Here is a 26866-nt window from a genome sequence, read left to right as displayed (position 1 = left end):
CCGAACCTAACAGGGCTGGCAGTGACTGCCAAGAGGGTGTGTAACACGAACGGTTGGATTCGATCAGTATGACTAAACATGACCTGTTATGACAATCCGCGGTTGCGGGCGGTCGAGCCGCTATTGTCATGGGTATGGTGTTGCGTCGTTATCGCTGGTCGATGATCCTGGCCGTGCCGGCCGGGTTCGTGATCGGTGTGGTGTGGGGGATGATGCTCACCGGGGGAGACCTGGTCGCCTGGGGTGAGTTTGTGTTGTCGCTCGGGTGGTTTTCTGCCTTTATAGCGGCGCTGGCCGCATTCGGATTATTTCTGGGGGTGCACCTCGGGGACCGAGAGCTTCGGCGTCGGATTGGATCCCGAGTGTTGCTCGGGGCCGCGGGCGCCGCAGGGGTTGTCTTTACGACGTTACTCCTGATTGGCCTGGTCACGCAGATTGTTGCTAATCCAGGGTATGCGAATCCGCTGGCTTTTGTGGTGCTGTGGGCCATTCCGATTTCGTTGGCGTCAGGTGTCGTGGCGGCGCTCGCCGTGTTGGCCACCGATGCCGGGTATCGAAAGCTGCGGATTCTCGCATGATGTCGGGGCGCGAGACGGTGTGGAAGCGGTACTGGCCGCTGGCCCTGATCGCGCTGCCCGAGGGGTTCGTGCTGGGTGGGTTGTACGGCTTGGTCACCGTGGGGGTTGCCAGCCCCGCACAGCTCTGGCCCACCTTTGCCGGTTTTGGTCTGGGCGGACTGCTGTTTACGGTGCCCGCGGTGATGGGATCGGCGCTCGCTCTGTGGCTGGGGGACCGCGGCCTACGTCACACCCTGCGCGCGCGGGCGCTTCTCTCGGCCCTGGGGGCGGTCTTTGGGGTTGCCGTGATGGTCCTGGTGTTGGATGTGGTCACGAGCCTGCAGGTGGTGGGCCAGGACTTCGGACTGCGTTCGGTGCTGATCGTGGTGGTTCCGCTGGTGGGGTTGCCGGCGGCACTGGTCGCGGCCGGCTCCGTGGTCGCCTGGGAGCGGCGGCTCCGGCCTCGGAAGCGGTCTTCAACCACGGTCTGAAATTCCGCGGAATCACGCGCGACACGTCGAAGAAAAGCCTCGATTGGCGCGAGCCAAAAAGCTGCGCTAAGCTATCTAACGGCCCGAGGGTGAGAAACAAGCCCGAGGCCACAACTGAAAAATGCGCCCGTAGCTCAACGGATAGAGCATCTGACTACGGATCAGAAGGTTGGGGGTTCGAATCCCTCCGGGCGCACAATATGGAAAGAGCCTCATCGAAAGATGAGGCTCTTTCGTTTAACACCAGATCGTTCAACACCGGGCGGATCATTCCGGTAGCCTCGGAACTGGGCATCACATCGTTGTGGGTGCGGGAGCCGGAGGAAACATCATGACTGACCTAAAAACGATGTTTACGAAGCCTGTTGACTGGAAAGATCCTCGAAAATTCGGTTTTTTCCTGGGGTTCTTGTGGAGCATCACGATTCTTGGAACCCTGATTGGTTTTCTCATTCAATCGGCTCTGGGGAGTCGCGCGTGGGCTGAGGTGCCCGCAGCAATGCTTCCTGTGTTTCTCGGGGCGTCGGCCGGGTACGGTCTGCTGTTGCTGGCCAGTTTTCTTTACTCGAGGCAGCGCTCTCGAAATCGTGACTCCTGATTTCACGTGAAGTGTCGGGCGAAGAGCCAAGGCCGCCTACCCGCTACGCGTGATAGTTGGGAGCCGCTGTAATGCCTTCGAGATGGTGAGGATGCGACTCCTTGAGCCCCGCCGCAGTGATTCGTATGAATCTGGCACGAGATTGGAGCTCGCCGACATCGCGTGCGCCGACATAGAACATTGACTGTCGAAGTCCGCCGACGAGCTGGTGCAAGACCTCACGAAGCGCCCCACTGTGCGGGATTCGTCCCTCGATCCCCTCGGGGATGAGCTTATCGTCGGCTCCAACATCAGCCTGGAAGTAGCGGTCCTTGGAGTAAGAGGTGCGCGCACCCCGGGTCTGCAGGGCGCCGAGGGATCCCATGCCGCGGTAGGTTTTGTACACCCTGCCGTCCGCCAACACGTGCTCGCCCGGGCTCTCGTCCGTTCCCGCGAGGAGCGAACCGAGCATCACCGTGCTGGCACCCGCAGCGAGCGCCTTCGCGATATCACCCGAGTACTGTAAACCACCATCGGCGATGACCGGGACGCCGGCCTGCCGCGCGACCATTGACGCCTCGTATACGGCGGTGATCTGCGGGACCCCGACGCCGGCGACGACACGCGTCGTACAGATGGACCCGGGACCAACGCCAACCTTGATGGCATCAACCCCTGCTTCGACCAGCGCTCGCGCTCCGTCGCGCGTCGCGGCTTGCCCGCCAATCACATCGACACCCTCAAACGCGGGATCCCGTTTGATCTTTCGAATAATGTCGAGGACGCCTTGGCTTTGTCCGTTGGCGGTATCGACGACGATGACATCCACCCCCGCGTCGAGAAGCTCACCGGCCCGCGCCCAACCATCTCCGAAGAATCCGATGGCGGCCCCGACGCGAAGGCGTCCGTCCTCGTCTCGGGTGCCTCGGAAATTCTCGCTCCGTCCCACGGGGGTAGTATCTGCCTGTTTGACCCGAGCGACCATGGCCGCCTGATCGGAGATCGATAGATTTCGGTGCAGGATCCCGAGGCCTCCGAGCCTGGCCATTTCGATGGCCATGGTGGCTTCCGTCACGGTATCCATTGCGGCTGAAAGCAGGGGGATGCCGAGTGACACTCGTTTGGTCAGCCGGGATCGAGTATCGACCTCGCTGGGAAGCACATCCGTATGGCCAGGCATGAGCATCACATCGTCATAGGTGAGGCCGAGCGGGCCGAACGGATCGTAACCGGCGGAAGTGTCGGGCTCTTGGGGCATGATGCGCTCTTCTTTCACGGGGTCGGGTCGGGGAATTGTGCGGGCGGGAGGACGTGAGTTATCGGGAGGTGATGACCCGGAGGAGGAGAAGGTGAAGTGTTTCCCGATCCTGCGGAGACAGGGAGTGCAACAGCTCGTCCTCGATGCTGGCCAGCCGGGTGAAGGTTTTATCGAGTACGAGGGCACCCTCGTCTGTGAGTGCAACGATGTGACGACGTCGGTCCGCATCGTCGCGGCGTCGGAGGATGAGGCCGCGCTCTTCCATTTCGTTAAGGAGCCCCACGACGTTGCTGGCATCCAAGCCGAATACGCGCGTGATGTCCTGCTGCGCCAGGTCTCCGCGCTCCTTCAGGAGCGTGAGCGCAAGGAGCTGCCTGTGCGTGATGTCTCCGGGTTGCGCCGATGCATCCAAGGCTCGCCAGCCAGCTCGCGCCAAATAGCTGACAAGGGGGAGTGTGCGACCGTTATTCAACCATTCCATATCATTAACGTATCGCAAATCATTTGCGATCCACAAACTATTTAGTGTACCGGCGGGATGGCGGCTAGGGGGATAGCCTGGGCAGATGAGCACTCGCCGTCCCTCCCCGCTGCGTGGGGAAAAACCCACTCGGGAGGATCTCCCGCGCTTTGCCACCGACAATCCGAATGCGATCGACGATGTCATTGCCGAGGATGCGGACCTGCGCCTGCTGATTGTCGGGGTCAACCCGGGGCTGTGGACCGCCGCGGTGAACGCGCCGTTTGCGCATCCGGGGAACCGGTTTTGGCCGGCGCTTGAGCGGGCGGGACTCACCGGCTACCGGATTGACACCTCGCGGGGGCTCAGCGCCGCCGATGAACACCACCTGCACGAGCGCGGGATCGGGATCACCAACCTGGTGGGCCGAGCGAGTGTGCGTGCCGACGAGCTCAGCCGGGAGGAACTGCGAGCCGGCGGAGAGCGCCTGGTGCGGCGGTTGCCCGAGCTGGCACCGCGGGCCGTGGCGATCGCCGGTATCACCTCGTTTCGCACCGCGTTTGGGTTACCTCGGGCGGCGATGGGACGCCAGGACACCGCGCTGATCCCCGGCTGGCCCGCAGGCATCCCACTCTGGGTGGTGCCGCAACCCAGCGGGCTCAACGCCCACGAGACCATCGATACGCTGGCCCAGAAGTGGCGTGAGGTATGGGCCGAGGGCGGCTGCGGGGATAACGCCTAGGGTCCGCCTCGCTCGGGCTGGACGATCGGTTCCGCACCGCGGACGATCGGTCGGGTGCGCGCCTGCGCGTGCCGCCAGAATCGAAATATGACAGTACCCGTAGCATCGCAGCATCCCGCGCGCACCGCGTGGAGCGCCATCGTGATCATGATGGCCACCAGCTTTATTCTGGTAACCGCCGAATTCCTTCCGCCGAGCCTCCTGCCCACCATGGCCGCCTCGCTCGGCATCACCGAGGGACAGGCCGGACAGGCGGTGACCGCGACCGCGATCATCGGCTTCTTCACCGCCCCCACCATCGGCATCATTTTTCCGCGACTGGACCGTCGCAACCTGCTGGCGGTCCTCGCCGCGGCCGCCGCGGTCTCCAACCTTCTGGTCGCGATCGCACCCAACCTCGCCCTGCTGCTGGTCGCCCGGCTGATTCTCGGGGCGGCGATCGGCGGGTTCTGGGCCATGTCCATCGCCGTGGCCGCGCGCCTTTCCGAACCGCGTCACCTGGGCCGGGCTCTGATGATCGTGAACACCGGCACCACCGTGGCCACCGTCGCCGGCGTGCCGCTGGGCATCTACCTCGGCTCGATCTTCGACTGGCGCGTGGTCTTTGGTGCCGCGGCGATCATCTCGCTCGTGGTGGCCGCCCTGCTGCGCGCGGTCCTGCCGCCGGTGGCACCCGCGGCCGCGACCGGTTTCCGTGCCCTCGGTGATACCCTCCGGGTCCCCGGCATGCCGTGGGGGCTGCTCGGCCACGTCCTGGTCACCCTCGGCCACTTTGCCGCGTTCACCTACATTCGCCTCGCCCTGGAGCGGATCCCGGATGCCGGGGCCGGGGAAATCGCCCTCCTGCTGGCGATCTTCGGCGTGGGCGGGGTGCTGGGGAACTTCATCATCGGGTTGCTCGTGGATCGTCATCTCACCGTCATGCGATTCCTGGTGCCCGCCTTTATCGGCGGCGGCATCGCGGTGGTAACCATCTTCCCCACTGAGTTCTGGGTGGTGGCCCTGGCGGTGGCGATCTGGGGTCTCGGATTTGGCGCCTGGCTGCTCGTGGTCTCCACCTGGATGGGCCGCCTCGCCCCCGAGCGGATGGAGGCCGGCGGTGGGTTGCTCGTGGCTGGATTCCAGTTGGCGATTACCATCGGCGCGGGTATTGGCGGTCTGATCGTGGATGGTGCGGGGGTCACCGTGGCGCTGGCCGCGGCCGCGGCCTCCGCGCTGATCGGCGGGCTGATCTTCGGGTTCGTCCGGCAGAGTGCGCCCACACCGGTGGCCGAGCCCGAGACCGCGCCGGTCGGCTAGCTCGCTCCCGGCCCGTGCTCCTACGGGCGAGTCTGACGACCGCGGCACCCCGTCCGGGTGACGCGGCCGCGGGCGAGTGACACGGCCGAATGCGGTGACACAGCCGAGTGGGGTGACACAGCCGAGTGGGGTGACGCGGCCGCGGGTTGGTCGCGCCTACGCCGCGGGCTGGGGGAGCGCGCGCCGGCCCTCGCGCCACAGCGCGGGAGCCGACCCGGTGTGCCGGCGAAAGGCGCGGCTGAACCCGGCCTCGGATTCGTATCCCAGGCGGTGGGCGGTATCGGCAATGCTGAGACCCTGACGGGTGAGGAGGTCCATACCCGCCTCCATCCGCACGCCGGTCAGATATGAGGCCGGGGTTTGTCCGACCAGCGTGTGGAAGCGTTCGGCAAAGGAGGACCTGGACATTGCGGCCACTCGGGCCAGATCCTGAACGCTCCAGGCTCGGCCGGGCTCCGCGTGTAGCGCATCGAGTGCCCGCGAGATAAAGGGATCGGTGACGCGGTGCAGCCAGCGCTCCGGTGCGCAGCCCAGCTCCACCCACTGGCGAACAATCGACGAGACGATCATGTTGGTCATCAGGCCGCACACCACCAGATCGCCGTCGCGGCGGGGCTTTGTCGCTGCGGCCTCGGTGGCTGTCTGTACGCAGCGAGCCATGGAATCGATCAGTGCTGCCAGGTTGGGTTCATGCTCGTGAAAGCGGGTGACCAGGAGGGCATCGGGGAAGCGGTCCAGCGTGTGCTGGCTGGGTTCGGTGGGGGAAAAGGAGATGCTGACCACGTTGGCGTCCGCCCCCGCGTGTGCCCGCACCTCGTGTAGTCGACCGCGCGGGTAAAACAGGACGTCGCCCGCCTCAAGATCAATCCACTCCGCTCCCACACGCATCGACACCGCTCCCGCGGATACCAGGGAAAAGCCGGCGGAGGCCGGCGGGTGCGCGGCGCGTTGCCCGGCCGTGTAGAGCGTGCGCTGAGACTCGCTCAGGACCCACTCGAGGGAGGCGAGTGCGCGATCCAGGGCTCCGACGACGGGTGCGGCTTCTCGGGTGGCAGGCATGAACGATTCAACCGGTAGGGAGGGGGCGCTTATTCCCTGACTCACGGGCTGACCGGGAGCGGGGATTCCCGATAAACCAATCTGTGCCAGACTGAGGGGGACACAGGGGGGTGCAAATGTACGGTGAATTGCAGCGGGGGCCGCGCTGGCTTGCAGGTATCGGCTGGTTTGCCGAGCTTGCCACGGTGGTGTTCTTCTATTTTCTCGCGACCACCCTTGCCGATCACTGGGGTACCGATGCGGCACCCTCGCTGATGGTCGGCTTGATCGTCGGAACCCTGGTGCTCGCGCCCGCAGGCCTCGTGCTGGTACAAAACACGGCGCTGGTCAGGGTGGGAAACGGGTCCGTTTCCGGTTACCTCCTTCCCTTTCGGATGTTTCGGATTCGCGCGGAGCGGATCGATGTGGTGCGCCGCACCGAGGACGTGAGCGGAAAAAACATCGCCGGGCTCGGCTACCGCAGCGCCGGCGGTCGACGCTATCTCCTCCTGGACGCCGGACCCGCAGTCGAGATTCGGACTCATGATGGGCGCGTGTTTGTGCTCCGCACGGATGACCCGGAGGCGATGATCAAGGCGGTCGAGGCCGAGTGCCTGGCCGCGCGGGTCCGGAACCCCGAGGAGTCCCGAACCCGCTAACACGGTTGCGTTTGTTCGGGCCGGTTAGGTCCGGTCAGCTTCCGGGGCGTGGCTGCGTCGTCGTGCGAGCAGCGCGCCAGCGCCCAGCAGGAGTGCGATTACCGCTCCGAACGCGGGAACACTGAGACCCAGCCCGGTCTGGGCCAGGGACGGGTTGGAGGCCCCGGGTGCCACGGGGAGTGCGCTCGACGTTGCACTGCCGGGGGACGTGGGAGATCCGGGAGTAGCGCTGGTTCCCGGCGCGCTCGGCTCCGCAGACACCGGACCCGTGGGAGTCGAGGAGGTAGGGGCCGAGGACGTGGGGGTCGCGGTGGGCGTTGTGGTGGCGGTCGGCGACGCGGTCGGAGTTTCGCCCCCACGGGTATCGGTCACCGAGATGTTCAGGGTGCCCGAGGTTGTGTAGTTGTATGTCTGGCTGCCGGGGGTCAGCGGAGCCGTCCAGGTCAGGGTTTTGGGACCGAATGTGGCAAAGGTGAAGGTGTTGGATGCGGCGTCATAGCTAAATCCGGGATCGGTCGAGGTGGGCACGATGATTGACCCGTCCTGATTGCGGAGCGGGTTGTTCACCGGGGTCAGAGGGTGAATCGCGGGGAGGGTTTCCTGCTGCGGCTCGGCAAAGAAGTAGTAGCGAACCACCAGATCGCCCAGTGCCGAGAAATCGGTGATGTGGTTGCGCTCAATGTGGATATCGCTCAGTGTCAGACCAGCGCGGGTCAGGTTGCGCCCGAGTGCTCCCAGCGGAGCCGCGTCTCGAATGCTATTGCCCGAGATATCCAGGAAGTGCAGTCCGGTGAAGTACTCGATGCCGTCCAGACGAGCGATGCCGGCATCGTGACAGTGCGCCGAGATCTGCGCATCGGAATCGGCGGCCTGGGCGGGCAGAATGTCCGCATTTTCCGGCTGGCCCAGTGCCGCGTTGAGACAGGCCCGCAGGGCGGAATCGGGGATGAGGATCGGTGTTTCCGCGGCGTGTGCGGGCGAGACGGTGCCGAGGAGAATCCCGAGCAGTGCGGCCACTCCCACCGCTCCCACGCCGACCCGGCTACGAGGGTGTGGGGCGGTCGGTCGAGTCAAAAATGATGATGTCATGCGCATTCCCTTGATCGGGCTCAGGGCCTCGACCATGAGAACCGCATCGACACCTTGAGCGGAGGGAAGCCCGCGGTTGCGGGCCCCGAGGGCCGACGCTAACAGCGGATATGCTACGTAACGTATTGATTAGCGCAGGTTTAGCGCAGGGTCGGGGAATTCTGCCCCCAGTACGGGAGGGTGTCAGTGCGCGGCCGTGAGTGTTGCCAGTGCCTGGGTGGTTGCGCGGGCGATCAGGGCATTGCTGTACTCGGCGTCCTGCGCGTCCTTGCTGGACATCACCGCGAGTACGAGCGGTGCTCCGGTGGGTGGCCAGAGGATGGCGATGTCGTTGCGAGTGCCGTAGTAGCCGCCGCCGGTCTTATCGGCCACCACCCAGTCTGTGGGAACGCCGGCACGAATGAGCTCGCCGCCGGTGGTATTGGCCTTCATCCAGTCGGTGAGGAGCTCACGCTTGTTAGGCGGCAGGTGATCGGAGACCCCAAACAGAGCGAGTGTGTGGGCGTGGGCGCGCGGGGTGGTGGTGTCGCGGGGGTCGCCCGGGGTTGCCTCGTTGAGGTCGGGTTCGATCCGGTTGACGCTGATGGTGTGATCTCCGGCCTCGCGCAGGAGCTGCTGCAGGCCGGCGGGGCCACCGAGGCGATCAAACATCAGGTTGGCGGCCGTGTTGTCGCTGTATTGGAGTGCCGCGGTCACCACGTCTCGAAGCGGCATGCCGTCCTCGATGTGTTGCTCGGTAATCGGTGAATACGAGACGATCTGCTCGGCAGTAAAGGTGACATGCTCCTCGAGTGCCGCGATATCGCGGGTCTGGAGGATTGCCGCGGCCTGGTGGGCCTTGATGGTGGAGGCAAAGGCGAAGCGTTCATCGGGGCGATACTCAACCGTCCGCTGCGAGCCGGTGTCGATCAGGAACAGTCCGAGTCGGGCACCGTACTCGGCTTCGAGGGCGGCGAACGCCGCGTCGGAGCGGAGGGCAGCACGGGGAGAGTGGGCGGTGTCCTCGGAGGTGGATGGGGGTGCCGAGTGTGCGGGTTTTGTGGAGCAGGCGGTCAGCAGGCCGGCGACACCGGCCGCGGTCAACCCTAAGAAGGTGCGTCGGTTGAGGTGTGTCATGGTGACTCCTAGTGGTGAGGTTTCCTTCCATTCTTCACGCCAACTTGTGTATTAGCATAAAACCACCTAGTATTTCAGTACCGGCCTTCCTCTTCGGGGAGGGAGTGGCGGTAGGCCGTGCGAAAAGGGCACAGGGTAAGCCCGCGCAGCCGGTTCGGGGTGAGGTTCTTTCTTGACTCACCCCGAACCCACCCGGTCGCTAGGAGCAGGTGATTCGCGTGATGCCGGTGGTGCTGGATGCCCCGGATCCGGAAGAGATCGTGTTCTTCAACGTGGTACCCGCATAGGCGCGAACGGTGCTCGAGGCCCGGTTATTCGAAATCGAACGCACGGTGCCGATGGCGCTAAAACTCGTGTTGGTTGCCGGGCAGGCCGAGTAGGTGAGTCGGTCGCCGCCATAGTTGAGCAGCGAATACGCGCAGTAACGACCGCTCGCGCAGTTGCCCGCGGCCAGTGCGGACAGTGAGCGGGCAGATGCCGCGGGCTCGGCACTGAGCGTCGCGATCACGTCCCCGTTGTCCCAGGTGATCTCGTTCCAGGCGGTCTGCTCGCCTCCGTGGACCGAGATGATCGAGTCCACCCGCGCCTGCATCGCATCGGCGGAGGAGCCCTGTGCGGAAGCGATACTCGGGGTGGCCAGGGTGAGGAGCGTCAGGGCTGCGGCAGCCAGGGTTGTGCGGAGAAAACGCATGTTACGGGTATCCGTTTCGGGAGGGCACGCGGTGGGTGGCGCGTGTGGGATGGGGGATCCGCTAGCGCTCCCAGGCGACGTAGTCGATCACCGACGGGGAGGCAATATCGGTCCTTGAGCTTCCAACATAGAGGGTTTCCGCCGCCAAAATCTGCCCGTGTTTGGGGGACACGATGAGCCGATCCTCGAAGTCGGGTGAGCGATCTCGAGCCTGGAAAACGATGCCCGTGCGGTCCAGCCGGTCGGTGGTCTGGCCCGCCACCGTAATGCTCTTCAGGGTCGCCAGGTATCCCAGCAGCGCCGACTCCTGGGCGCGAGTGATGGGGAAATTGGAGAGAATGCTGGCGATCTCGCGGAACGTTTGCCCGTCGCTCAGATGCGGGTCTTCGGTGAGGGCGGCCAGATAGGCACCCACCTCATCGACGTTTGTCGGGGGGCCCGATTCCGCCGGGAACTCCCACTGCCCCGAGGGGAAGTTTTCATCCACCAGCACGGTGCCCGGCTTGGGCAACCCGGCGGACGCCTGTCCGGGGAAGGGGGGTGCCGCGGTGAGGACCAGGTGAACCGAGCCATCCGCGGCGAATACCGTCTCGCTGCGCTGGGGTTCGGTGACCGAGGATTCGATTGAACCGTCCTCGGCGATCGAGGTGTTCAATGACCACATCTGGGCGCGGATGGTTGAGCCTGCGGCAGGCTGGGTGCGTTGCATCTGGGCCATCTCCGTCAGCAGTGTGGGGGCCGTGCCCGATACCGGGGTGAGCTCAAGCAGGGGTGGGGTCGAGGCCAGGGCAGGGCCGGGATTGATCAGCGCAATGACAAAAATCGCCACCGCGGCGAAAGCCGCCATCGCGCCCGCGGCCAGGCCCATGCGCCGACGAGGGGTGCCGGGACGGTTCGACGGGCGTCCCTCGGTTCGGGCCGCGGAGGTCCGGCCGGGTCGACGCGCCAGGAGGGGGCGGCGAGACTCGGCGTGCACGAGGTGCGCCCCGGCGGGAGTGCGGGTGCCCGCCGCCTCCGCCGCCTCATAGGCGGCCAGCTCGCTCAGCGCGCGCTCGGAAAGTGGGGTGTCGCGGTGTACGGTGCCCGGATCTGCCGCGCGCAGGACGTCGCCCAGGAGATCATTCATGAGTCGAAACCTCCGTGGTGGCGTTGTGGTCAAGGTCGGCGAGGGCGGTGCGCAGCAGTCTGCGTGCCCGTACCAGGCGGGTGCGGATCGCCAGGGGTGTGGTGCTGAGAATGTCGGCGATCTCACGGGTGGTGAGATCCTCCCAGTAGGTCATCATCAGGACGTCGCGATGAATGTGGGGGAGTCGTTCGAGGGCGTCTCGGATATCGGCGTGGGTGTCGTCATCACCCTGCGGTCGGGCGGAGAGTTTTTCCCCGAGATGGGTGTGTAGATTCTCCTGGCGCTCGCGGCGTCGGTACTCGTTGCCGATCAGATTGCGTACGACGCCGTAGAGCCACGGAACGCTGAGGGGTTCCCCGGTGCAGTGTCGTTCCCAGGCAATGCGGAAGGCCTCGGTCGCGATTTCCTCGCCGTCCTGGCGGGAGCTCAATCGTCGTTCGGCCACACCCACCACCAGCGAATGGTTGGCGCGGAAAAACTCCGAAAATTCGCTCACACCGCCACCCCGTCTCCACTGAGAAGCCCACATAATCGAGGCGGGATTGCCGCCCGATTCCCCACAACTGGGAACACCGAACTGTAGCATTCGAGCGTTCCGTGGTGTGTGGGCATGGTCTCTGGGGTGGAAGGGTCGGGGTGGATCAGCAACGAAGCGGTGGGCCGCTGCCGTGGAAGAGGTGCGAATCAAGCCGCCCCACGCAGATCCCGACAAGCGTGAAGATCGCGCCCGCCGTGCCCAAAAACCGTCTCATATTCATCAGACGGCCCTCCCCCCGGATAGGCACGGCGGTTCTCGCGTGCAGTGCGAGGCGAAGTGCCTCATCTAGGTTGTTTCCGGAAGTGGGGGATATGTGACATTGGCCCCCAAACTTTTTTCGGAAAATTTTCCCGCGGCGGCCGGGCGGCTAGTTTTTGGGCGGCAGGGTGAGGATCTCGACCCCGTGCTCGGTGATCGCTACCGTGTGCTCACTGTGGGCGGTGCGCGCGCCCGTGGCGCTGCGCAGGGTCCAGCCGTCGGGGTCGGTGATCAGGCGGTCGGTGTCCTCCATGACCCAGGGTTCCAGGGCGAGCAGCAGGCCCGGGCGGAGGGTGAAGCCGCGGCCGGGGCGTCCGTCATTGGAGATGTGGGGGTCCTGATGCATGGTGGACCCGATGCCGTGACCGCCAAACTCCAGGTTGATCGGGTAGCCAGCCCCGCTCAGGACGGTGCCGATCGCGTGGGCAATATCCCCGGTGCGTGCACCCGGGCCGGCGGCGGCGATCCCCGCGGCCAACGCGCGCTCGGTGGTTTCGATCAGCGCGACGCTCGCCGGCGGGCGGGCCTCACCCACGATAAAGCTGATCGCCGCGTCCGCCGAGATGCCATCGAGGGTGACCGCCAGATCCAGGGTGAGCAGGTCGCCATCGGCGAGCACGTAGTCGTGGGGGAGGCCGTGGAGGACGGCATCATTGACGGCGGTGCAGATGTAGTGCCCAAATGGCCCGCGCCCAAATGAGGGGGCGTAGTCCACGTAGCAGGACACGGCCCCGGCGTCGAGGATCATCGCGCGAGCCCAGCGATCAATCTCCAGCAGATTGGTGCCGATGCGGGTGCGGTTTTTGAGGGTGTGCAGGATGGTGCCCACCAGAGCGCCGGTCTTGCGGGCGCGGTCGAGCTCGTCGGGGGTCAGGATTTCGATCATGGGGGCCTCTCGCCAGAATCCAATAACTATACCGGTCAAACTATACCGGTATAGGATTGGCTCATGGTTAGACTGCCCCTCACCCCGGAAGAGGTCGCGCGCGGGGAACGCCTCGGTGCCCTCCTGCGGCGCGCCCGCGGCGAGCGATCGATGCTCATGGTTGCCTTGGATGCGGGGATCTCGCCCGAGACGCTGCGCAAGATCGAATCCGGCCGCGTGGCCACCCCGGCGTTTTCCACCATCGCGGTGATTGCCGGAGTTCTGGGGCTCTCCCTCGATGCCGTCTGGGCCGAGATGAGCCCGGTCGAGTGCGTGGATGACGCGGCCCGGGTGCAGCCGCTGGCGTCCTAGCGGCACCCGCGCGGCCGTCTGGCCGCTGCGTGGGTGCCTCGTCTTTGTGTGGGCACCCGGTCTTCTGGCGAGCAGATCGACAAGCGGGCGAGACCATGCCGGTCTCGCCCGCTTTCGTGATTAGCCGTTGTTGATCGCGGTGGCCACGATCGTTGCCCGGCCGAGGATGTGGCCGAAGATATTGAACCCGAGGAAGGCCGGAGTCGCATCGGGGCCCACGCCCAGGTCGGCCACATCGAGGGCGTGCACGGTGATGAAGTAGCGGTGTTCGCCGTGGCCGGCGGGCGGGGCCGATCCGAGGAAGCGAGCCGCGCCGCTGTCGCCGCGCAGCTGAAGCGACCCATCCGGGAGGCCCGATCCGGTCTCGTCCCCGGCACCCTCGGCCAGCTCGGTGACCGAGGCGGGAATACCCGTGACCGCCCAGTGCCAGAAGCCCGAACCGGTGGGTGCGTCCGGGTCAAAAACGGTGACCGCGTAGCTCAGGGTGCCCTCGGGGGCACCGCTCCAGGAGAGCTGCGGGGAACGATCCTCGCCGCCGGGAACTCCGAACAGACCCGAGTACTGGGCGGGACCAAACGCCTCACCGTCGGCGACGGTGCTGCTGGTCAGGGTGAAGGAGGGGACCTCGGGAAGCCGAGCAAAGGGGTTGTTGAGGGTGGTCATGAATGCTCCTTGTGAGTGGTGGGGGACGGGAGACGGAGGAGGGCGAGAACGATCAGGGGAACCAGGCCCACGCCGACCATCATGGCCCCGATAGCTGAGGGTCCGGTGATACCGAGTGAGGACTCCAGGGCCAGCCCGGCCACCCAGGATCCCAGCGCGACGCCACCGTTATAGGCGGCAACCGCGGAGGCGGCGGCGAGGGTGGGCGCGGTGGGGGCGAGCCGGATCGAGAGCCCGGTGGCCAGCGGCGGCACACACATGCCCGCGGCACCCACCACAAAGAACAGGACAAAGCTCCAGACCGGGTTGATCGAGAGCGGAACCAGCAGGGCCAGGGCGATCGCCCCGATCAGCGTGGCACCGAGGTAGGTCGCGATCGCGTGCCGGTCGCCCAGGCGTCCGGCCAGGTTGGTGCCCAGCAGACAGCCGACGCCATAAACCACCAGCACGATCGGAACGCTCCAACCGGGCAGGCCGGTGCGGTTCACCAGCAGCGGCTGAATGTAACTGAACGCGGCCATGACTCCGCCGCTGACCACCGCTGTGGCCGCGAGGACCAGCCAGATGCGAACCTGACCGAACGCGCGTAACTCGGCACCGATGGAGGTTTGGTCGCCGGTGTTGTGGGTGAGGGTGATGCGGGAGATGATCACCGCGGCGATCGCGGTGAGGATGGTGAGCAGCCAGAAGGTGCCGCGCCATCCCACCAGCTGTCCCACGAAGGCGCCCAGCGGGACACCGGCCACGGTGGCCAGACCCACACCGCTCATCATCAGCCCGAGGGCGCGGGAGGCCAGTGCCGGGCCGGCGGCCGAGGTGGCAACCACCGCGGCGACGGCCCAGAATGCGCCGGTGGCCACCGCCGAGACGAATCGAGCAACCAGGCTCATCTCGAAGCTGCTGCTCAGCGCGGTGAATGCATGACCCAGCGCGAAGATCACCAGCGCGCCCACCAGGGTCACGCGCGGATGTAGTTTTCGGGTGGCCACGGCCATGACCGGTGCCCCGATGACCATGCCGATTGCGAAAATGGTGATCAACAACCCGGCGCGAGCCTCGGTTACCTGAAGATCGCCGGCAATCTGCGTGAGCAGACCGGCCACGATGTTCTCGGTGGTGCACATGAGGAAGGCACCCACCATCAGGATGGGGACCACGGCCGGCATTTTGCCGGGAGTGGTGTGCTGGGCGGTCGTGCTGCCCGGGGGACTCTGGTGTGACATGGTGAGCTTTCTGTTGAGGCACGGGGATCGCGGAGCCGGATAACACGCGGCTCGACGCGAAGGTCATACTTCTAGAAAACGCCGTTTGCTCAGGGCGCGGAACGCCCGCTCGAACAGTGGTCTGGCCCACCCAGGGTCTAGCAGGGCACCCCACACCCGGCGGTTTGCAACCTAGGATGGGCCTCATGGACAATCGACGAGCCGAGATTAAGACGTTTCTCGCCTCGCGGCGTGCCCGAATCACCCCCGAGGAGACCGGCGTACCGACCTTCGGTGGGGTGCGACGGGTTCCCGGCCTGCGGCGCGAGGAGGTTGCGTTCCTGGCCGGGGTGAGCGTCGACTACTACGCGCGGATCGAGCGCGGGCATACGTCCGGGGTGTCCCCCGAGGTGCTGGATGCGATCGCCGATGCGCTGCGCCTGGACGAGGCCGAGCGTGAACACCTGTTTGACCTGGTGCAGGCAACCAGGCCGGTGGGGCCCGGCGCGCGCTCCGCCCGTCGTTCCGTTACCACCCGGGTGTCGCTGAATCTCCAGCTGGTGCTGGATGCGATCACCGTCCCCGCGTTTGTGCAGAATCTGCGCGGGGATCACGTGGCCGCCAATGCGATCGGTCGAGCCCTCTACGGGGACCCGAGCGACGAACCCGGTGTGCCCTTCAACTACGCGCGCTTTGTGTTCCTGAATCCCCGCGCGCCCGAGTTCTATCGCGATCTGGACCGGATGAAGCGCAATAACGTGGCCCTTCTGCGACAGGCCGTGGGCCGTGCCCCCGAAGACCCGGGACTCCAGGCGCTGGTGGGGGAGCTCTCGACTCGGAGCGTCGAGTTCGCGGACCTCTGGGCCTCCCACGACGTGCTGCGCTACCGATCCGGGAGCAAGCGCTACCACCACGCACTGGTGGGAGATGTGGAGTTTGGGTACGAGTCCTTCGAGGTGACCGGGGCCTCCGACCTGCTGATGCTGGTCTATACGGTCGAACCGGATTCACCCACGGCACAGGCCATGCAGCTCCTGGCCAACTGGAGTGTTCCGGCGGAGAATACCTACTGACGGAGGGATCCCGAAGTCTGCGATTGGCCGCGCTGCGGACCGGGAGCCTTAGTCGGCCCGATCACTGGTGCGAAAGCGCTGCTGAAACACGCTGGGCGGCATGCCGAGGCGGGTGACAAAGAGGCGACGCATGGTATCCGCACTCTGGAATCCGGCTCGGCGGCTGGTGACGCTGACCGACTCGCCGCGTAGGAGCAGAGCCTTGGCCGTGTCCAGTCGCACCCCCTCGACAAAGCGGGCCGGGGTCATGCCGAGCTCGGACTGGAACAGGCGTGAGAGGTGGCGGGTGCTGAGCCCCGCCGCGGCGGCGAGCTCGGTGATTGAGTGGGCGGCGGCCGGGGCCTCGATGATGATTTCGATGACCCGCTGCACCGCATCATGACTCCCGCGGGACACCTCGTTCAGGGTCGAGAACTGCGATTGTCCACCGGGCCGCCTCAGGTACACCACCAGCTGGCGGGCGACCTCGCGGGCCAGCTCGGGGCCAAGATCGGTCTCGATCAGCGACAGCGCCAGGTCGATACCCGAGGAGACCCCGGCGGAGGTGTGGAAGCGACCGTCGCGAACAAAAATGGAGTCCGCGGTGACGGTGATGCCCGGATACAGCCGGGCGAGAAGGCTCGCATGGGCCCAGTGGGTTGTGGCGCGGCGTCCGCTCAACGCACCGGTGGCCGCCAGCAGGAAGGCCCCGGTGCAAACAGAGGCGACGCGGGCCGAGATATCGACCAGTCTTGCGGTGGCCTCCAGGGTTTCCGGGGGAATCGCGGCCGTAGGGAGGGCGTCGCCGCCGGGGATGATCAGCGTGTCTGCGCGGGTGAGATCCCGAGCACGGGTGGTCACGGGGAAGGGGGCGCCGATCGAGGTGGGAACCGGGGCGCCGTCCGCCGAAACATATAGCAGCTCGTAGTGGGCGCCCAGCCGGTTCGCCTCGGCAAAAACCTCGGCCGGGCCGACGATATCCAGCTGTTTGACACCGGGAAACAGCAGGAAGGCGATCGAGTGGCTGGGCATCCTCCAGTATGTCTGTATTAGAGGGATATCTGTCAATTTGGACACTGTGAGATCGGCCGCGACCGGGGGAGCCTGGATGCAGGCTCCCGAGCGGTTCGGCGGGCTGCACATTCAAGGAGAACACCATGACCGAAACGATCGCCGGAATCACGATCCCCGACACCGCCCTTGTCCGCGATATCACGGAGTATGTGCGTGAGCATGAGAGCGAGCTGCTCTTCCATCACTCCCGCCGCGTGTTCCTGTTCGGTTCCCTGATGGGGCAGCACCGCGGGCTGAGCGTGGATCCCGAACTGCTCTACGCCGGTGCCATGTTCCACGACCTCGGGCTGACCGACACCTTCCACACCTCGCAGCTGCGCTTTGAGGTGGACTCCGCCAACGCCGCCCGGGCATTCCTCACCGCCCGCGGCGTGAGCGCTGCGGATGCGCAGAAGGTGTGGACCGGCATCGCGCTACACACTACCCCCGGCGTGCCTGAGTTTATGGAGCCCGAGGTCGCCCTGGTCACCGCCGGGGTGGAGACGGACGTGTTGGGGATCTGGTACCACGAGCTGAGCGCGGAACAGCGGTCCGCGGTCGTCGAGGCGCACCCGCGTCCGGACTTCAAGATCCGGATCCTGGCGGCGTTTACCGCGGGCAATGTTCACCGACCCGACTCGACCTTTGGCAATGTGAACGCCGATGTGCTGGCGCACTTCATGCCGGGCTATGTGCGGGGCGACTTTGTCGAGGTGATCCGTGGGAACCCCTGGGCGGAGTAGCCGGGCCGGGTAGTGAATGGCCGACAAGCCGGCGGCTCTAGCGCCGCATCCAGTGCGCGCAGCACCGCTACAAACTGGAGTTCCGCCGTCCAGGTCGCCGGGTTTCCGGCGGCCAGGACGCACACTCCTTCGGTGGTTGCGGCGAGCAGGGCCGCGCGAGCCTCGGCCTCGGACGTGGAGAGCGAGGGGATGGCTGCCAGGATGAGCCGGGTGAGGCGAAGTCTGAAAGACCCGCTGTGTAGCGCGTGGCGTTCGGCCAGCACCTCATCACCAAAGGCTGAGGCCAGAAATCCTACCCAGACGCGGGCGTTGGCCAGGCCATCCTCATCGGCGGCGAGGGTTCCCAGTGCAACCGAGCGCAGCGCATCCACCGGGTCGGTGGCCTCGGCCTCGAGCCGTTCGGCGCGGAGGCGGGTGCGCTCGTGCAGGCGGTCTCGAGCATCCAGCAGGAGTGCCCGCTTATCGGTGAACGTGTGCAGTACGAGCCCGGTGGTGCAGCCCGCGCGTTTGGCAACCGCACGCAGGGTGAGGCCGCCGGGTCCGTCTTCGGCCAGGGTGGCCCACACCGCCTCGGAGAGGAGTTGGCGCTGGGCGTGAGGATCGTGCGGTCGGGGCATGTGGACAGCGTAACATGTGTTACGGTAACACTTGTTACGAAAGGATTGTGCATGAACTGGCTGATCGAGGACGTCCCCTGGGAGGACGTCGACGGGGCAAACCTCCGCCTGGCACAGCGCGCGGAACTGGACGCGCGCTACGGCAGCGACGATCATGAGCCCGGTCATGCCCCTACCGCCGATGAGATTCCGGTGTTTCTCGTGGCGCACGATGAGGCGGGCGCAGCCATTGCGTGTGGCGGTCTGCGAAGCGTTCCCGAGACCGTGTTTGGTCCTGGGTACATGGAGATTAAGCGCATGTATGTGGCCCCCGCAGCCCGAGGTACCGGTATCTCCACCGCGATGCTGCACCGCCTTGAGGATGCGGCCCGAGCGCTCGGTGCACACCGTATGGTGCTGGAAACAGGTGAACGTCAGCCCGACGCGATTCGCTTCTACACCCGTGAGGGCTACGCTCAGATCCCCGGTTTTGGAGACTACGCGGGCGCATTCGAATCCGTGTGTTTTGGTCGTGACCTAGCCCCGCGACCCTAGTCGACGGTCGGGTCCGATTTCGGCCAGCTTCGAGTTCTTCGAGGTGTTTGACTCGAACTATGAACCGGATTGAAACCTTCAGAGCCCTGCACCACGCCGCCGTCCCGCTCCTGCTCCCTAACGCCTGGGATGTGGCCGGGGCACGCATCCTCGAGGTAGCTGGCGCGCAGGCGATTGCCACCACGAGTGCGGGTATCGCCTGGGCACAGGGTGCCGCCGACGGGGGCGTGCTCAACCGCGATCGAATGCTCGCCACCCTGGAATCGATCGTCGCCGCGGTGGCGGTTCCGGTCACCGCGGATATCGAGGGCGGGTACGCCGAATCCCCGGAGGGGGTCACCGAGACCGTCCGGCTGGTGTGTGCCACCGGTGCCGCGGGTATCAACATCGAGGACGGCCCGCGCACCCCCGAGGAAACGGTCGCGCGTATCCGCGTCGCCCGGGAAGCATCAGTAGCCCTCTTCATCAATGCGCGCACGGACGTGTTTCTCTCGGGCGAAGGGGATCTTCCCGCGCGCATCGCCGAGACGATTCGGCGCGCCACGTTGTATCTCGCCGCCGGTGCCGACGGGGTGTTTGTGCCCGGTGTGGTTGATGCCGAAACCATTGGGGAGCTGGCGCGGGGGATTTCCGGTCCGCTCAACGTGATGATTGGCGAGGCCACCCCCGGTGTCGAGGAGCTGGGCACCCTCGGGGTTGCAAGACTCAGTTCAGGATCGGCTTTCGCCCAGTCGGCCTATGCGGGTCTGCGCCGAGATGCCGAGCGATTCCTCACTGCCGCGCGGTGGCCGGCCAGGCAGATGGACTATGCCGAGCTGAACCGCCTGGTCGCGCGGGGGTAGGGTGCGAGTATGAGCGAGAATCCTGCGGGGGCGTCTGCCGGGGCCGCGTGCCGGCCGGGCGACCCGGGTTTTGCCGCGCGCTATCGGGCCATCGATGCTCGGGATACCCGGTTTGATGGACAGTTCTATACGGCCGTGTCCTCGACCGGGATCTACTGCCGTCCATCGTGCCCCGCCCGCACTCCCGCCGAGCGACATGTGACCTTCTACGGTTCGGCAGCGGCCGCCCAGATCGCTGGTTTTCGGGCGTGCAAACGCTGTGTCCCCGAAGCGGTGCCGGGAACCCCCGAGTGGAATCTGCGCGGAGACCTGGCCGGGCGGGCAATGCGGCTGATCGCCGACGGCGTGGTGGATCGCGAGGGGGTGGACGGCCTGGCCGCCACCCTCGGATTCACTTCGCGGCATGTGGCGCGCATCCTCACCGAGCAGCTTGGCGCGGGTCCGCTCGCCCTGGCCCGAGCGCGTCGCGCCCAGACGGCCCGAGCACTGCTGGTGGGCACCGATCTGGATATCGCCCAGGTTGCCTTCGCCTCGGGATTCGGATCGATCAGGCAGTTTAACACCACGATTCTTGAAGTGTTTGCCCAGACACCGGGCGCGCTGCGCGGGCGTGCGCGTCCGGTTCACCCCGAGCGGGCCGCGGGGGAGGCCGTGCGCATTAGTCTCGAGCTGCCGACGCGCGCCCCCTACGATGCTCCGGGAGTTTTTGCCTTCCTGGCGGCTCGCGCAATCGCGGGGGTGGAGGCCGTGGACCTAGCCGATTCAGAGAGTCTGCGATACGCGCGTACGCTGCGTTTGCCTGGTGGACCCGCCGCCGTCGAGGTACATGCCGATTCGGGAATGCGAGGCTGGAGGCTGCGCGCGGAGCTTGAACTCTCCGACCTGGCGGACCTCGCTACCGCGCTCTCGCGGCTGCGTCGGCTTCTCGATCTGGACGCCGATCCAGAGGCGGTGGATGCCGCGCTATCTCGGGATCAACACCTGGCTCCGCTCGTTGCGGCGGTCCCCGGAGCGCGTGTGCCGGGCACCGCGGACGCCCACGAGACCGTGATTCGGGCGCTGGTCGGTCAGCAGATTTCGGTGGCCGCCGCCCGCACGCATCTGGGGCGCATCGTCGCCGCCCTGGGGCAGGGATACACGTCACGCTTCGCGGGGCTGTCGGCCCTGTTCCCCACGATGCGAACGCTGGCCGCGGGGATCCCCGCACCCGAGCCGGGGGTCGCCCCGGACCCCGAGCGTATCCTCAGGCTCCCCGGACGTCAGGTCCAGACGGTGCGTGCGACTGCCGCCGCCCTGGCCGAGGGCGACCTGGTGGTACACGTGGGGGCGGAGGGCAAGGCGCTGAGGAAGGCACTGACCGACCGTCCCGGAATTGGGCCGTGGACCGCCGGCTATATTGCGATGCGGGTGCTGGGTGATCCTGATGCCTGGCTCGATCGCGATGTGGCCCTGCTTGCCGGGGCTCGCGCCCTGGGGCTGGGCGATCCGGCCCAGAGCGCTGCCGCCGCACATCGGGATCTGGCCGAGACCGCGCGCGCCTGGGCACCGTGGCGTTCCTACGCGGTGATGCACCTGTGGCGGGTAGCCGCGAGATAGGGCGCAGCCGTACCGGGTCATACCGAGGTGCTCTCCCACGGTGGTGCGCGACAGCCGAGCCGCGACATAGGCTGGGCTCATGGATTGGACCGGAGAACTGCGCCGCCGCCCGTTTATTAATACCGGGGAGGGGGACGGGGAGCTCACCGAGTACAACTGTGTGCTCTTTCCCGGGGAGGATCACGAGCTGACGATTCAGGCCTATGCCCCCGGACTCGAGGAACTCACCCGGTTTGTGCTGCCCGAGGTGCGCGAATTCCTGGACGGGCTGGACGCCCTGATCGAAAACCGAGACGAGCTCGATGCCGACCTCTCCCAGGTGATTTACTACCAGGGTCGCGTGGGACTGGTGTGGTGGTCGCGCGGGATGAACAACGAGTTTGTGGGCATCTACCGGCCCGATCCTGCGGGCTGGCGGTTCCTCGGGTTCGGCGACATCTTCGAGGACTGATCACGCCTGGCCGTGGCGGCTTCGACGGAACCCGCGGGTACCGGGTTTGTGCGGACGAAACCTGACGCGGCAATCGCCCGGTGACCAGGCAAAGAAAATGCCCGGGGTTGGTGGGCCGCAGCGGACGGTTTACCAGGGGGAATAACGCTGCGGGGCCACCAACCCACGGGCGGGGGATCCGAGAATTACGTTACGCCGCCGGTTCGGCGAAGGCCAGGGTTCCCCGGAAGCGTTCAGGAATCTCCCTGCTAGCTATCGGATTCGGTCGACCGTTCGGTTGTGCCCGACTGCTCGGTTGATCCCGACGACTCGGTCGCACTCAGTAATTCGGCCACGTCCAGCAGTGGCGAGGACTCGATCAGGCGCTCGCCCGCGGGTCCGTGCAGCAGCGCCTGGTCATCCCGGACCGGCACGATGCGAAAGCGGTCGGCATAGCGCGCCAGGGTGCGCTGAATTAGCACCAGGGGGTACGGCGGCAGCAGTCCGTCGGCGTGGGGGAGAACCACCGCGTCGGTCAGGCCGAGGCCGGTGGTGTCGGTGCCGGCGTGCAGACCCTTGGGGTCATCCAGCGGGCCGATCGGCCTGATGTCCGGACCGGCCAGAACCGAGCCGGCGCTCGATCCGATATACGGCAGGCCCGCCTCCACCCGCTGCTTCAGCAGGTCTGCTGCACCGGCCGTGCGTACGGCATCCAGAAGGGCAAACGTATCGCCGCCGGCCACATAGATCGCGTCCACCTCATCCAGGGCCGCGGCAAGGGACTCGGAGGTGTGGGCGGAGAGCGGGATCTCGATGATCGGGTTGCCCAGTGAGGCCAGGGCCTCGCGCTCGGCACGCACAAACGGCGCGTCGGTGAAGTCGCGGGTGGCGTCGGGAATGTAGCCGATCAGTGGGGTCTTATGGGGCACCGTTGCCGCCAGGAATGCGGAGACGGCACCGAGGCCGCGGGAAAGCAGGAGAAGATGAGTCACCCACCTACGGTACTCGTCCGCGCCGACATTTGCCCGGATCGAGACCTGGGAAAACCGTTAGTTAGGCGTCCTCGCGGCGCAGGTGCAGCAGCGGGAATGGGCGTCCGTCGCCGTCCAACTCCGAGCGGCCGACCACCGTAAAGCCGCGCGATTGATAGAACCCCAGTGCCTGCGGATTCTGTTCGTTCACGTCGATGGCCAGGTTGGGATGGGCGGCCACGGCGGCCGCGAGAAGCGCCGAACCCACGCCGCTGCCGCGAGCGTTATCGTGGACAAACAGCATCTCCAGCGAGCCCTCCGCCAGTCCCGAAAAACCCACGGGCACACCATCGATGGTGGCCACGGTGAGGGTGACGGCATCGAGGTACACGCTTTCGATGCGCTCCCGATAGAACTCAACATCCTCGGAGGTTAGGAAGTCGTGGGTCGCGGTGACCGCACTGTGCCACACGCTCATCAGGGCGGGATACTCGGGAGAACCGAGCGTGGGTCGCAGCGTGATGTGGTCGTTTTTCACGCCCCGATCGTACCGCAGACTGGGGGCACATCCTCGGCATTGCGGGCTATACACTCAATGTATAGTGACGTTATGGACAACGCACAGACCCTGCTCGGCCTACTGGAAGCCGCCCCGAGCCACGGGTATGACCTCAAGGGTGAGTACGACCGTTTCTTTGGTGGCAGTAAGCCGATGGCCTTCGGTCAGGTGTACTCCACGCTTGCCCGACTGATTCGGGATGGGCTCATCCTCGAACTCGCCGCCGAGGGCCACTCGGGCGGCCCCGAGCGCAAGAGCTATGCGGTGACCGACGCCGGCCGGATCCGGGTGCGGGAGTGGATGTTTACCCCCGACATCCCCGAGGCCGCCCTGCAGAGCAATCTGTTTGCCAAGACGGTGATCGCCCTGCTGCTGGATGAGGACGCCGGAACGCTCCTGGATGCCCAGCGCGCGTGCCACCAGGCCCGCATGCGTGAGCTCACCGCGGCAAAGCGCGGTGCCGACCTAGCGAGCGTGCTCACCATCGACCACGCGCTGTTTCACATCGAGGCGGACCTACGCTGGATCGAACTCACCGGTGCCCGCCTCACCGAGCTGCGGGCGGGGGTGCGCGGCGCATGAGCGACTTTGGTACCGATGTTGTGATTCGGGCACGCGATCTGCACCTCAGCTTTGGCCAGACCCATGCGCTGCGGGGGATCAGCCTGGACGTCTATCCGGGGGAGATTCTCGCGGTCATGGGCCCCTCGGGGTCGGGAAAGTCGACCCTGCTACACGCCCTCGCCGGTGTCCTGGTGCCCGACGCGGGCACCGTGCGGATCGGCAACCGGATGCTGGGAGAGCTGGATCAGACCGAGCGCGATGACCTGCGCCTACGCGAGTGCGGCTTCGTCTTCCAGTCCGGGCAGCTGTTGCCCGACCTCGGCGCGCTGGACAACGTGACCATCCCGTTGCTGCTGGCGGGGGTTAAGCGGCGCGAGGCCATTGCCCGCGCCCGCTTCGAGCTGGAACGCCTCGACATTGCCGAGTGCGCCACCCGCTATCCGGCCGAGCTGTCGGGCGGGCAGGCTCAGCGTGTGGCGATCGCCCGAGCCCTGGTGGCCCGGCCGCGGGTCCTCTTTGCCGATGAGCCCACCGGTGCACTCGACTCGCTCGCCGCCGAACACACGATGATCGCTCTGACCGACCTGGCCCGCGCCGACGGCACCGCGATCGTCCTGGTCACCCACGATGCCCGCACCGCCGCCTACGCCGACCGCGAGATTATCGTGCGGGACGGAAAAATTAGCGCCGGCGCTCTCGCCTATCCGGGCGCGCAGCGATGAGGCTCAGCCTGGCGCTGGTCCTCACCCGTGACCGGCGGGTCCGCGCACGCATTCTGGGGATCGCCGCGGGCATCGGGATCGGCGTCATGCTCCTCCTGCTGCTGTGGGGCGGATACCGCGCCCTGGAATCGCGCACCGAACGCTGGGATTCATACTCTCGCCTCGAACCATATTCCGAAACCACCTCGGCGGTGATTGTGCCGGGTTCCGGGCAAACCCTGGTGCAGGGGAGCATCGATAAGTTCCGTGGGGAGGCGATCAACCGCATTGATGTGTCCTCCTCGGATGCGCAGCCGGCGTTATTCAACACGGCGGTGACCCTGCCCAAGCCCGGGGAGTTTCTGGCCTCGCCCGCCCTCGTCCGGCTGATTGCCGAGAACGCGCCGGCCGAGCTGGGGATACGTTTTGGCACGCAGGCGGGCATCCTTCCCGATGCCGTGCTGCCAACCCCCGATAGCCTCGTCGCGATGGTTGCCCACACCGAACCGGAGATGCTCAGCAACTACAACGCCCTGGTGCTGCCCGAGAGCAGTCCCGAGAGTGGGGGCTTTGGTGGGATGCCGGTTTATGGATTTGTTGCGGTATTGGGTGCACTTGCGGTGGCAGCCCCGGTGCTGCTGCTGATCGCGATCGTGGCCGATCTGGGGCAGGTGGCGCGCCGCGAGCGCACGGCCCAGTTGCGCTTGTTGGGTGCGAGTCGCGGTGTGATCGCGCATCTTGCGGCGCTGGAGATGATCCCCGCGGCGATCCTCGGGGTCCTGTTGGGGGCGGCCGCAGCGTGGGCTACCGCGCCCCTGTTCGCGACAGTCTCGGTGCTCGACGGAACCTTTTTCGCCGCGGACCTGCGAGTGCCGGCCGGACAGCAGATTGTTGTGCTGGCGTTGCTTGCCGCCTGTGTCCCCCTGGTAGCCGCGATCCGCGCCCGGCGTGCCGATCGCGGAGCGCTTCCGGGTAGCGCCTCAGTACCCGAAACCGTGCCGAGTGTCTGGCGAATCGTTCCACTGGGGCTCGGGGTGATCGGAATCCCGGCGCTGATCGTCTTGCCGGACGTTCTGCGCGGAATGACCTACTGGGTGGCGGCGCTGCTGATCGTGAGCCTGGTCTGTGTGGGCCTGGTGATCGCCGGACCGTATCTCACCCGGCAGCTGGGGCGCGTGCTGGCGCGCAAAGCAAAATCGGCAGCGTGGGTGATTGCGCTGGGCCGCGCAATCCGACTCCCGCGGGCCACATTCCGCGCGGTGAGCGGCCTGGTGATCGCACTGTTTCTGGTGTCGATGTTTCAGATCTCAATGACCGCGAGGGTGGATATGTCCGTCCAAGCCGAACTATTCGGAACCCAGGAACCCGGGTTCACCCGGATGGTGACGGTGCAAAACGCCACGGGCAGCGCTGATCTGGCGGAGCGCCGCCGGGCCGCTCTGGGGAATATATCCGGAGTGGAATATGCGGTAAACGTGTACCAGCAGGAGGGGGACGTCGGACTGATAGTGGTGAGTGCTGAGGACGCCCAAGCCATGGGGATCACACCGGCTATGGTGGAACCATTCGTTGCGATCAGCCCGACGTTCGCTTCGGGTTTCGCGCCCGAGCCGACGGGGCAGCGGGTGGACCCCGGGAGTGAGCTGTCGATCGTCTCAACCGTGGCCCTCACCGATGGAACACCCGGCACCATCGAGCGTGCTCGCAGCACGATCTGGGCCCAGGGCCTGGCCTACGACACGGTGCCCACGGTTTTCGCCGAGGAGATGTACACCGACAGCCTGGGCTATTTCGCTCGCTTTTCCACCCTCGCCTCAATTGGGGCGCTGGTGGCCGGGGGAATCTCGATGCTGGCGCTGGCCGTCGCCGCCATTATTGGAGTCTCGGATCGGCGTGCGGTGTTCACCAGACTGCGACTGATCGGGGTGCGGGCGGGCACGCTTCGACGCATCATCGTCACCGAAAACGTGATTCCGCTGGCAGCCATGAGTCTCCTGGCTCTGGCGCTCGGGCTCCTTGCAGGCTGGGTGGTGATCCGAGTCTTCAGCGGGGGTAACCGGCAGGTGGGGTGGCCCGGTGCAGAGTATCTGATCACGCTGGCCCTTCTGGTGAGCTTTGCCGTGGCGGCGCTGGGCCTGGCGATGCTCAGTGTACGAGGAGCCACCAGCGGGGCACGGATGCGCGAGGAATAGGCCGCGGGGGC

The 26866-nt window shown here is 66.1% G+C and carries 31 protein-coding genes and 1 tRNA gene; 17 read left to right on the top strand and 15 right to left on the bottom strand.

Annotation, left to right across the window (positions count from 1 at the left end; translation table 11 throughout):
- Window positions 1-134 precede the first annotated feature (134 nt).
- The 4 genes from M2390_RS08435 (at window position 135) to M2390_RS08420 (ending at window position 1646) form a co-directional block, all read left to right on the top strand.
- Window positions 135-578 (top strand): hypothetical protein, encoded by a 444-nt coding sequence (locus M2390_RS08435; protein WP_259178002.1) that lies wholly within the window; start codon window positions 135-137, stop codon window positions 576-578.
- Window positions 575-1048 (top strand): hypothetical protein, encoded by a 474-nt coding sequence (locus tag M2390_RS08430; protein ID WP_259178001.1) that lies wholly within the window; start codon window positions 575-577, stop codon window positions 1046-1048. Before M2390_RS08435 ends, M2390_RS08430 begins: the two co-directional genes overlap by 4 nt.
- Before the next feature lie 123 nt (window positions 1049-1171).
- Window positions 1172-1244 (top strand) — tRNA-Arg (locus M2390_RS08425).
- Between the two features lie 135 nt (window positions 1245-1379).
- Window positions 1380-1646, top strand: a complete 267-nt coding sequence (locus tag M2390_RS08420) for a hypothetical protein (protein ID WP_259178000.1) — start codon at window positions 1380-1382, stop codon at window positions 1644-1646.
- Window positions 1647-1689: 43 nt separating this feature from the next.
- Here M2390_RS08420 and M2390_RS08415 read toward each other — a convergent pair whose 3' ends face one another.
- Window positions 1690-2883 carry an IMP dehydrogenase gene (locus tag M2390_RS08415; RefSeq protein ID WP_259177999.1) on the bottom strand — a complete coding sequence of 398 codons (1194 nt, stop codon included), beginning with the start codon at window positions 2881-2883 and terminating at the stop codon, window positions 1690-1692.
- 58 nt (window positions 2884-2941) lie between these two features.
- Window positions 2942-3364, bottom strand: a complete 423-nt coding sequence (locus M2390_RS16190; RefSeq protein ID WP_396822783.1) for a MarR family winged helix-turn-helix transcriptional regulator — start codon at window positions 3362-3364, stop codon at window positions 2942-2944.
- Window positions 3365-3449: 85 nt separating this feature from the next.
- Between M2390_RS16190 and M2390_RS08405 the strand changes: the two genes are divergently transcribed.
- Window positions 3450-4085: a mismatch-specific DNA-glycosylase gene (locus M2390_RS08405; RefSeq protein ID WP_259177997.1), complete on the top strand. Its 636-nt coding sequence runs from the start codon at window positions 3450-3452 to the stop codon at window positions 4083-4085.
- An 87-nt stretch (window positions 4086-4172) separates the two neighbouring features.
- Window positions 4173-5384, top strand: coding sequence for an MFS transporter (locus M2390_RS08400; protein ID WP_259177996.1), 1212 nt, complete (start codon window positions 4173-4175; stop codon window positions 5382-5384).
- Between the two features lie 156 nt (window positions 5385-5540).
- On the opposite strand, the gene M2390_RS08395 is transcribed toward M2390_RS08400, so the two are convergent.
- Window positions 5541-6443: an AraC family transcriptional regulator gene (locus tag M2390_RS08395; protein WP_259177995.1), complete on the bottom strand. Its 903-nt coding sequence runs from the start codon at window positions 6441-6443 to the stop codon at window positions 5541-5543.
- 116 nt (window positions 6444-6559) lie between these two features.
- Here M2390_RS08395 and M2390_RS08390 point away from each other — a divergent pair, with 116 nt between their 5' ends.
- Window positions 6560-7081, top strand: coding sequence for a hypothetical protein (locus M2390_RS08390; protein WP_259177994.1), 522 nt, complete (start codon window positions 6560-6562; stop codon window positions 7079-7081).
- Between the two features lie 24 nt (window positions 7082-7105).
- Here the strand turns inward: M2390_RS08390 and M2390_RS08385 are convergent, their stop codons facing one another.
- The 6 genes from M2390_RS08385 to map all read right to left on the bottom strand — a co-directional run bounded on the left by M2390_RS08385 (window position 7106) and on the right by map (window position 12785).
- Complete coding sequence (locus M2390_RS08385) at window positions 7106-8170, bottom strand: LPXTG cell wall anchor domain-containing protein (protein WP_259177993.1); 1065 nt, start codon at window positions 8168-8170, stop codon at window positions 7106-7108.
- Between the two features lie 183 nt (window positions 8171-8353).
- Window positions 8354-9286 carry a class A beta-lactamase gene (gene bla / locus M2390_RS08380; RefSeq protein ID WP_259177992.1) on the bottom strand — a complete coding sequence of 311 codons (933 nt, stop codon included), beginning with the start codon at window positions 9284-9286 and terminating at the stop codon, window positions 8354-8356.
- Between the two features lie 199 nt (window positions 9287-9485).
- A complete protein-coding gene (locus M2390_RS08375) occupies window positions 9486-9977 on the bottom strand; it encodes a peptidase inhibitor family I36 protein (RefSeq protein WP_259177991.1) in 492 nt (163 codons plus the stop codon).
- A gap of 61 nt (window positions 9978-10038) precedes the next feature.
- Window positions 10039-11103, bottom strand: a complete 1065-nt coding sequence (locus M2390_RS08370; protein ID WP_259177990.1) for a hypothetical protein — start codon at window positions 11101-11103, stop codon at window positions 10039-10041.
- Window positions 11096-11599 (bottom strand): RNA polymerase sigma factor, encoded by a 504-nt coding sequence (locus tag M2390_RS08365; protein ID WP_259177989.1) that lies wholly within the window; start codon window positions 11597-11599, stop codon window positions 11096-11098. Before M2390_RS08365 ends, M2390_RS08370 begins: the two co-directional genes overlap by 8 nt.
- Before the next feature lie 409 nt (window positions 11600-12008).
- Window positions 12009-12785 carry a type I methionyl aminopeptidase gene (gene map / locus M2390_RS08360; RefSeq protein WP_259177988.1) on the bottom strand — a complete coding sequence of 259 codons (777 nt, stop codon included), beginning with the start codon at window positions 12783-12785 and terminating at the stop codon, window positions 12009-12011.
- Between the two features lie 63 nt (window positions 12786-12848).
- Between map and M2390_RS08355 the strand changes: the two genes are divergently transcribed.
- Entirely contained in the window at window positions 12849-13136 is a 288-nt protein-coding gene (locus tag M2390_RS08355) for a helix-turn-helix domain-containing protein (RefSeq protein ID WP_259177987.1), read from the top strand.
- 120 nt (window positions 13137-13256) lie between these two features.
- Here M2390_RS08355 and M2390_RS08350 read toward each other — a convergent pair whose 3' ends face one another.
- A complete protein-coding gene (locus M2390_RS08350; protein WP_259177986.1) occupies window positions 13257-13799 on the bottom strand; it encodes a YbhB/YbcL family Raf kinase inhibitor-like protein in 543 nt (180 codons plus the stop codon).
- A complete protein-coding gene (locus tag M2390_RS08345; RefSeq protein ID WP_259177985.1) occupies window positions 13796-15022 on the bottom strand; it encodes an MFS transporter in 1227 nt (408 codons plus the stop codon). Before M2390_RS08345 ends, M2390_RS08350 begins: the two co-directional genes overlap by 4 nt.
- Window positions 15023-15207: 185 nt before the next feature.
- Here M2390_RS08345 and M2390_RS08340 point away from each other — a divergent pair, with 185 nt between their 5' ends.
- Window positions 15208-16074, top strand: a complete 867-nt coding sequence (locus M2390_RS08340; RefSeq protein ID WP_259177984.1) for a helix-turn-helix domain-containing protein — start codon at window positions 15208-15210, stop codon at window positions 16072-16074.
- Window positions 16075-16122: 48 nt separating this feature from the next.
- On the opposite strand, the gene M2390_RS08335 is transcribed toward M2390_RS08340, so the two are convergent.
- Window positions 16123-17085: a GlxA family transcriptional regulator gene (locus tag M2390_RS08335; RefSeq protein ID WP_259177983.1), complete on the bottom strand. Its 963-nt coding sequence runs from the start codon at window positions 17083-17085 to the stop codon at window positions 16123-16125.
- A gap of 125 nt (window positions 17086-17210) precedes the next feature.
- On the opposite strand from M2390_RS08335, the gene M2390_RS08330 reads away from it, so the two are divergent.
- On the top strand, window positions 17211-17849 hold the full coding sequence (locus tag M2390_RS08330; RefSeq protein ID WP_259177982.1) for an HD domain-containing protein: 639 nt from the start codon (window positions 17211-17213) through the stop codon (window positions 17847-17849).
- Here the strand turns inward: M2390_RS08330 and M2390_RS08325 are convergent.
- Window positions 17795-18466, bottom strand: a complete 672-nt coding sequence (locus tag M2390_RS08325) for a TetR/AcrR family transcriptional regulator (protein WP_259177981.1) — start codon at window positions 18464-18466, stop codon at window positions 17795-17797. The genes M2390_RS08330 and M2390_RS08325 overlap by 55 nt on opposite strands.
- 51 nt (window positions 18467-18517) lie before the next feature.
- Between M2390_RS08325 and M2390_RS08320 the strand changes: the two genes are divergently transcribed.
- The 4 genes from M2390_RS08320 (at window position 18518) to M2390_RS08305 (ending at window position 21889) form a co-directional block, all read left to right on the top strand.
- A complete protein-coding gene (locus M2390_RS08320; RefSeq protein WP_259177980.1) occupies window positions 18518-19000 on the top strand; it encodes a GNAT family N-acetyltransferase in 483 nt (160 codons plus the stop codon).
- A gap of 59 nt (window positions 19001-19059) precedes the next feature.
- A complete protein-coding gene (locus M2390_RS08315) occupies window positions 19060-19842 on the top strand; it encodes an isocitrate lyase/phosphoenolpyruvate mutase family protein (protein WP_259177979.1) in 783 nt (260 codons plus the stop codon).
- Between the two features lie 9 nt (window positions 19843-19851).
- Complete coding sequence (locus M2390_RS08310; protein ID WP_259177978.1) at window positions 19852-21438, top strand: AlkA N-terminal domain-containing protein; 1587 nt, start codon at window positions 19852-19854, stop codon at window positions 21436-21438.
- 79 nt (window positions 21439-21517) lie between these two features.
- Window positions 21518-21889 carry a hypothetical protein gene (locus tag M2390_RS08305; protein WP_259177977.1) on the top strand — a complete coding sequence of 124 codons (372 nt, stop codon included), beginning with the start codon at window positions 21518-21520 and terminating at the stop codon, window positions 21887-21889.
- A 248-nt stretch (window positions 21890-22137) separates the two neighbouring features.
- Here the strand turns inward: M2390_RS08305 and M2390_RS08300 are convergent, their stop codons facing one another.
- Together M2390_RS08300 and M2390_RS08295 are read right to left on the bottom strand one after the other, a co-directional pair.
- Window positions 22138-22860 carry a Type 1 glutamine amidotransferase-like domain-containing protein gene (locus M2390_RS08300; RefSeq protein WP_259177976.1) on the bottom strand — a complete coding sequence of 241 codons (723 nt, stop codon included), beginning with the start codon at window positions 22858-22860 and terminating at the stop codon, window positions 22138-22140.
- Between the two features lie 61 nt (window positions 22861-22921).
- Window positions 22922-23377, bottom strand: coding sequence for a GNAT family N-acetyltransferase (locus tag M2390_RS08295; RefSeq protein WP_259177975.1), 456 nt, complete (start codon window positions 23375-23377; stop codon window positions 22922-22924).
- A gap of 72 nt (window positions 23378-23449) precedes the next feature.
- Here M2390_RS08295 and M2390_RS08290 point away from each other — a divergent pair, with 72 nt between their 5' ends.
- Genes M2390_RS08290 through M2390_RS08280 form a run of 3 tightly spaced genes read left to right on the top strand, consistent with a single transcriptional unit; the run spans window position 23450 to window position 26855 of the window.
- The gene (locus M2390_RS08290) at window positions 23450-23980 is read left to right on the top strand and encodes a PadR family transcriptional regulator (RefSeq protein WP_121689597.1); all 531 of its coding nucleotides are present in this window, start codon (window positions 23450-23452) and stop codon (window positions 23978-23980) included.
- Window positions 23977-24684, top strand: a complete 708-nt coding sequence (locus tag M2390_RS08285) for an ABC transporter ATP-binding protein (protein WP_259177974.1) — start codon at window positions 23977-23979, stop codon at window positions 24682-24684. Before M2390_RS08290 ends, M2390_RS08285 begins: the two co-directional genes overlap by 4 nt.
- Window positions 24681-26855: an FtsX-like permease family protein gene (locus M2390_RS08280; protein ID WP_259177973.1), complete on the top strand. Its 2175-nt coding sequence runs from the start codon at window positions 24681-24683 to the stop codon at window positions 26853-26855. Before M2390_RS08285 ends, M2390_RS08280 begins: the two co-directional genes overlap by 4 nt.
- Window positions 26856-26866 lie beyond the last annotated feature (11 nt).

Origin of the sequence: Mycetocola sp. BIGb0189, from assembly GCF_024810155.1 — a bacterium.
Taxonomy (GTDB): domain Bacteria; phylum Actinomycetota; class Actinomycetes; order Actinomycetales; family Microbacteriaceae; genus Mycetocola; species Mycetocola lacteus.
Note: the sequence above shows the minus strand (reverse complement) of the source record. Positions and strands in the feature narration are given on the sequence as shown.